The organism is Agromyces humi (genome assembly GCF_009720255.1).
Classification (GTDB): Bacteria; Actinomycetota; Actinomycetes; order Actinomycetales; family Microbacteriaceae; genus Agromyces; species Agromyces humi.
This window is the reverse complement of sequence record NZ_WJSP02000693.1, coordinates 1-869: the sequence shown is the minus strand read 5'-3', so window position 1 is coordinate 869 and position 869 is coordinate 1. Positions and strand designations below refer to the sequence as shown.

Annotated in this window: 2 protein-coding genes; one reads left to right on the top strand and one right to left on the bottom strand. The window is 73.9% G+C overall.

Annotated features, from left to right (window positions below):
- The coding region (locus GH736_RS23575; RefSeq protein ID WP_159607510.1) for a DUF5997 family protein at nucleotides 1–325 on the bottom strand (325 nt) is incomplete at its 3' end.
- Nucleotides 326–497: 172 nt separating this feature from the next.
- Here GH736_RS23575 and GH736_RS23570 point away from each other — a divergent pair.
- A partial coding sequence (locus GH736_RS23570) for a LysR substrate-binding domain-containing protein (RefSeq protein WP_235934662.1) occupies nucleotides 498–869 on the top strand: 372 nt, incomplete at its 3' end.

Sequence of the window (869 nt, the reverse complement as noted above, 5' to 3'; positions counted from 1 at the left end):
CGCGGATCTTCTCGGCTCGCACGGCGGCCTGGGTGGCCCGCTCCTGCACGAGCCACTGCGGCGGCGCCACGAGCAGCGCCTTGATCTCGGCGGTCGTGAGCGGCTCGGTGATGCCGCCGCGGGCGAGACCCGAGTTGGAGATGCCCAGTTTCGCCGCCACGACGTTGCGTGGGTGCGGCCCCTCGCGGCGCAGCACCTGCAGCCACTCGGGCGGGTCGGCCAGGAGCGCGTTGAGCTCGTCGCGGGTGACGTCGCCCTCGCGGAAGTCCTCGGGCGCCGCCTCGAGGAGGATGCCGAGCTTCTTGGCTGCGGTCTCGGGTTTCATCGACTGGGACTGGCTCACCTTCACACCGTAGCCCGTCACGCGGCATCCGCCCACCGGTCGGGCGGCAGCGCGGTCGCCACGGCACCCCGTCGGTAGGCTGTGGGGAGGCCGGAAGCGGCCGGATGACTGGACTGGGGGCGCCGTGACGCTGAGGCTGCGCTACGTAGCCGGGGTGAGCCCCGCGAAGTGGCTGCGCGCGTGGAACGAGCGACGGCCGGACCTGCCGCTCGAGGCCGTGCGCGTCGAGGAGGCCGAGCAGCTCGCAGACCTGCGGGCCGGTGAAGCGGATGTCGCGTTCGTGCGCCTGCCCGTCGACGACGCGGGCCTGCACGTGATCCAGCTCTGGGAGGAGCTCGCCGTCGCCGTGCTCCCGAAGGACCACCCCCTCGCCGACGCAGAGGCGCTGACGCTCGCCGACCTCGAGGGCGAACCGCTCGCGCCCGCACAGCCCGATGCCGCCATGACCGTCGAGCTCGTGGCCGCGGGCACGGGCCACGCGATCCTTCCCCACGGCGTCGCGCGCCTGCACCACCGCCGCGACGTC